Source organism: Pectobacterium brasiliense, assembly GCF_013449685.1.
GTDB classification, from domain to species: domain Bacteria; phylum Pseudomonadota; class Gammaproteobacteria; order Enterobacterales; family Enterobacteriaceae; genus Pectobacterium; species Pectobacterium brasiliense_A.
This window is the reverse complement of the sequence record NZ_JACDSF010000082.1, coordinates 635-5,616: the sequence shown is the minus strand read 5'-3', so window position 1 is coordinate 5,616 and position 4,982 is coordinate 635. Positions and strand designations below refer to the sequence as shown.

General features: G+C 39.2%; 7 protein-coding genes. 2 read left to right on the top strand and 5 right to left on the bottom strand.

Features of this window, described 5'->3' with window-relative positions; all coding sequences use genetic code 11:
• Positions 1–186: 186 nt before the first annotated feature.
• Positions 187–519 carry a hypothetical protein gene (locus tag H0248_RS21140; RefSeq protein ID WP_011093257.1) on the top strand — a complete coding sequence of 111 codons (333 nt, stop codon included), beginning with the start codon at positions 187–189 and terminating at the stop codon, positions 517–519.
• Between the two features lie 681 nt (positions 520–1,200).
• Here the strand turns inward: H0248_RS21140 and H0248_RS21135 are convergent.
• Positions 1,201–1,629, bottom strand: a complete 429-nt coding sequence (locus H0248_RS21135; protein ID WP_180775627.1) for a hypothetical protein — start codon at positions 1,627–1,629, stop codon at positions 1,201–1,203.
• 535 nt (positions 1,630–2,164) lie between these two features.
• Here H0248_RS21135 and H0248_RS21130 point away from each other — a divergent pair.
• Positions 2,165–2,344: a hypothetical protein gene (locus H0248_RS21130; protein WP_180775628.1), complete on the top strand. Its 180-nt coding sequence runs from the start codon at positions 2,165–2,167 to the stop codon at positions 2,342–2,344.
• 149 nt (positions 2,345–2,493) lie between these two features.
• Here the strand turns inward: H0248_RS21130 and H0248_RS21125 are convergent, their stop codons facing one another.
• The 4 genes from H0248_RS21125 to H0248_RS21110 form a co-directional block, all read right to left on the bottom strand.
• Positions 2,494–2,703 (bottom strand): DUF4926 domain-containing protein, encoded by a 210-nt coding sequence (locus H0248_RS21125; RefSeq protein ID WP_180775629.1) that lies wholly within the window; start codon positions 2,701–2,703, stop codon positions 2,494–2,496.
• A 17-nt stretch (positions 2,704–2,720) separates the two neighbouring features.
• On the bottom strand, positions 2,721–2,918 hold the full coding sequence (locus H0248_RS21120; protein ID WP_180775630.1) for a CPCC family cysteine-rich protein: 198 nt from the start codon (positions 2,916–2,918) through the stop codon (positions 2,721–2,723).
• A 328-nt stretch (positions 2,919–3,246) separates the two neighbouring features.
• Positions 3,247–3,720, bottom strand: a complete 474-nt coding sequence (locus H0248_RS21115; protein ID WP_180775631.1) for a DUF6392 family protein — start codon at positions 3,718–3,720, stop codon at positions 3,247–3,249.
• On the bottom strand, positions 3,717–4,982 hold a 1,266-nt coding region (locus H0248_RS21110; protein WP_180787372.1), incomplete at its 5' end, for an S-type pyocin domain-containing protein. The genes H0248_RS21115 and H0248_RS21110, both read right to left, overlap by 4 nt.

The following is a 4,982-nucleotide window of genomic DNA, read 5'->3' as shown; positions in this document are numbered from 1 at the left end:
CACGGATGGCCCGTTATTTTGCTAAAAACCTTATTCCTTCTGGCTTTTTGATTCTTCTCAGAACATAATCTGGCACTATAAATATTCGGCCTACCCTTGCTGACAAATCCGTATAACAAAGTGCCAGCAAACAAAGAAATTTCGTAAAGCAGAAAAAACTAATGTGATAAAAAGGAATTTTAAATTATGAAAAAATTTGTTACCCGATGGTTTTATGCTGGCATTGGTAAATATGAAGATCAAGTTACAGAAGGATATTTCTGGTGGAAAAAAACAAAATCTGTTGAATTGCCAACCTCAAGACTCGCAGATTATGATCAATTTTCCAAAGCACTTGAAGATACTTATAACAAACTCGATGAAGAGGGGTATGAGGTTGTGAACATTCTGCCTCTGAATCTCGGTACGTCAGAACAGAATCATGCCATTCTCAGTAACGGCAACAAAAAATATCTCGGTGATACGGGCTTTTCTGTTACCCGTGGTGCAATTGTTGTCGGGAAATTAAAGAATTCCTGATGATGGACCATCAAGATAGGATGAACGTCTTATCTTGATGTTTTTATCAGCATCTTCTGAACTCCCAGACATTCTTCCTGTTATTATAACCCAAAAAATCCCGACAAAAATAATAAAACCATAAGAAACCATAACTATTCCACCTTTTATTAAAAAACCTTAAAACCATAATCGTTAATTAATATACTTATTTAAATATGTCAAGTTACCACTACTATTTAAACTATATTTCACAAGAATTTTAGTGAAAAGAATGTTAATATTTCACCCTGAACTTTTCGACTATTCTATTAATTTTTCGTATATGATTATTTTTACAAGCCATTTTATGCGCTTCTGGTTTCAGAATGATAATCACAACGGGATGGTCAGGCCGTTTGAGTTTGAGCAGAAGGGATAGATTGAAAAAGCCACGGATGGCTGACATTTCATTCAACTATTGCGTTAATGGTGCGTTATAATCATCGCCTAAATAACACACAGCATAAGGTTAAATCATGGATGAGAGATATGTCATTGCTCCGCATAAAACCAATTTATCATATAGGTTTGATGGTAATGAAGAGACTACCATTGAATTAGAAATGCACCTAATTTTCGATACCGTTAACCAACGAGTGATTACTATTTGTAACTCATTGGAAGAAGCACAGATAAAGATTGAAGAACTAAAAAGAAAAGTTAGTTCAAGACCTCGTATAAAATAAAAGGCATTACGTTATATATCCTATGATGCTCTTTAATCAGTGGAGCATCAAAATAGGCATACATACTGCTACCATCAGGAAACACATACCAACAGCAACCATTGGATTTGTGTCCCCATTGAGCGCGAATAAATCCTTTTCGAATATTGACACCTTTAGGCCAATCAGTGATTTTCTCTATCAAAAAAGAGTTATCGTCTTTTTTTGTTAACGAAAATAAAGAAAATTCATCAACATCAACGATAAAAGGCATTGTTACATATGATTGATAAACGGCTCCATCTTCATGTAAAAAGAATAGTTCTTTACCACACCAACGGATTTCATTTTGATCATATTTAGCTGAATTGAGTTCTTTTACATTATCAGGCCAGTTGTTTTGTACGTTAATTAATATTTTCATTTAAAAGCTTATGTTATTTATAGATATAGTCAGATATAACAAGGTGAGTTATATTGTCAATGAGTGATAATGAATTTTATTTGAAATAAATATTTTCAATGAAAGGCGATGCTAAATATCCCCCTTCAACTCAACACAGAACCGTTTAAGCTCTGCCGAACCAATTACTTAAACCAACACCCCAGACTTATCCCATCATTCGCAACCGACCACATCCAACTGTTCACGCAGTTCTGAAGCTATACGGGTCTGAAAGGCTGGATACTTGCACGGTATGGATTTTTGTATCGCGTTAACTAATTGAATTGACTAGTAACAGTCCTAGTCTTAAATTGCAGCCGATAAGGTTCACGCCTGTATACAAGATTACCTATAAACCAGCTTCGCCCCTGAACGGTACTTGCAATACCAGACAAGGGCTAACCTCAACGTTAGAAGGATAACGCTATGGCTGTCTGTCAGTTTACCTATTCCCTTCCTGAAAATCTGCATCTGGCTACTGCTTTTTTGCCATATCCAGCAACGGAGGTTTATCATGTTCGATAACACACCTCTGGAACTGGAAGAAATCATCGATCAGTGTCGGGCATTAGCTTATGCCGTTATTGAACTGGATGAACTTAAAGCAAAAGAGATTTTGATCTTTGTTTTGTGGGAACGGCTTGATCTGTTATTTCGTACTTTTCATACGCCAGAAGTGATCCCAGTAGACTAAGGAAAGAGCCATGAGGATAACGCATTAAGGCCACAATTTTAATTGTGCGGGAAGTTGAGCAGCATATACAGATTGTTGTGCTGCTATTTAATTTTTTTGATTACAGTTCGTCGTTATGAGTTTTTTATTTTAATAAGTAGATCATCAGACTATTTTTTAAAATAAACCTTACTGAAACAGTCTGGTGTTAATGTGATACAAGCCAGTGTCTCACCATTATCATCACAAAACTCTATCTCATATACAGGAGATGGTTCGTTATAAATGTGAACAATAACCCCTAGCATTCCTTTTTTCAACCCTTCCTCTGGAAGATCATTTTTTAAAGAAATAACATCAAATAAATAATAACTCGCCATGTATCCCTACTATTACATCATTTAACTTTTTGGCCATTTTTAAAAGCTTCTCTAGCTTCGTTTAAACTCATCTTGTTTGCTCCACATCTATCAGGATTTTTAGACTGAAAAGGATCATCTTCCCATCCACAATGAGAGCAAATATCATATTCACCTAACACGTCGAACTCATACTTACCACAGCACGGGCATGGACAGTTATATTTACTACTCAATTCATTACCCTCTCTTCTTATTTTTCACTGGAAGAGTTAAATTAATAATAAAATTACCATCTAACCATTGTCGTAGGTAATGTCGATGAAAGCGGCAATGAAAATTATGTACAGGTCAGGAACGTACACCTAAAGCAATTTCTGCTGCTATTGAAGGCGGAAAAAAGCTGAAAGATCTTCAGTTCTGATGAACATATCAACCTGCAACCCTGTTTATTATAGAGTTGCAGGCTGAATAAACACAGATTGTGTTTTACCTCGATCATCTCAATCTCTCACAAAAATCACTATAGGAAACATTAACTTAAATAGTGAAGGTCGAGCCTAACTACCACCGCAGCGTAGATGTTAGAATAAATGCGACCTCGGTAACTATATTGTCCTCATCGTAATCTATCTGGATACTGGTTTGAATATGTCTCACCCCTGATGAAAACAAGTCAACCCATCCAAACGACTCATTCATTATGACTTGCGGTGGAGTACTACGTATTGGATTACCAAATACCTCATGTACCCACTCACGAGACATCTTGCTCTGCCTCAGTAATGGAGCAGGAAGATCATTCGGGAAGACCCAACCTGCAACATTTTTATTCTGAATCATAAAAGTAATTTCTATGAGAGTTTTCTCATTTCGTTCAAATGCAAGAAAAACCCCTTCTTTTGGCATATCCAAACTAAGTACTGGAGAGCCTGAAGAGCCTTTAGGCGTTTTTTTATAAGGAATTAAACCTGCAGCAATAATATCAGAATATTTCTCACCGAGATGTCTAATAAGTGCATCAACATTTACTGTCATTTATATAATCCTTGCTTATCATTCAAACCATGCATTTTTTCCCTTGCAGCTTCTATCTCATCATCCGTAGCCCCAGCCTCCTTTAACGCTGATTTAATAGCATCAAGATTACGGTCAAGCGCTGCTCGTAGATCCTGAGAGTCTTTTTCTATAACATGCGGTTGATTTCGCCAACCGTATGTCTGGCTAATTTTTTGATGAACTTCTTTTGGAATAATCAATGCAGCAACCTTTTTACTTAACGTCTTTATCTGAGTTTCTTTTAAGTGAGGATATTTCCTTCTTAAGAAAGCTTCTACCGCAGCAGCAGAAGGCATGTGATCAGCATGATATTTCCCCTGCCTTGGTCTACCAACAAAATTACTATACAAATCCACATCTAACAAGTTGACCGGAGGCTTACTCAAATAAATATAAATCGGTGGAAACGCATTCTCAGGGAACACCAGAATGTAATCCCGAAAATCCTTCTCGTCCGGCATTGGTGTCGCAAGAATACTGACATCATCCATCTCTGGAATTTCAAATCCCGGCACTGCTGACGGAATAACAGGCTGTTCGCCGTGTGCCGTATCTGTGGGTAATTCCATCCCCGGATTATCCGGTGTCCATAAAATCGTCGGCCCTGTTGCGCCCTCTTCCCAGAACTCGTAACGGTTATTGGGGAAATCATGTTTCAGTAATCTGACACGCACCTGATCGCGACCACTTTCCATACTGGTGTGGTAGCCAACCGCCTTCAGCCTGCCGGTTTCCTCATCTTCTACCCACTGATAACGCACACGGCTGGGCACCGTTCCCTGTTTCTTCGCTACCTCCAATAACTTTTCAGGTGTCAGTAAGTCTGCTTTCTCACCCTTCAGGAGATCCTGAATCAGCGCCCCCATTAGCAGAAAACTCTGTGCCATCTGCAACTGGCCTTGCCAGATTGATGGACCAGAAAGGCGTTTCATCTGATGTGTCAGTGCCTTTGCTGCATCCTGATTGGCCTGAGCCACAACGCCACCCGCAGCAGCGGTCGCACCCGCCTGTGCTGCCGTACCTGCCATGACCACTGGTTGAGGGGGCGGCAACATTGCCGCATCCGCTTTCCCCACTAACAGATCAAAAACCGTTTTATACCACGGCTCCATCGGGGGTATCTGAGGCTTGTTAATCGCACCGGGCGGGGTCTTCGGTAACGGTTCGTTTTTTCCGGCAAATGACTGAGGAGGAGAAACAGCAGAAGACGTGTTTTTCTTTTTCGCTGCCTGCGCATACTG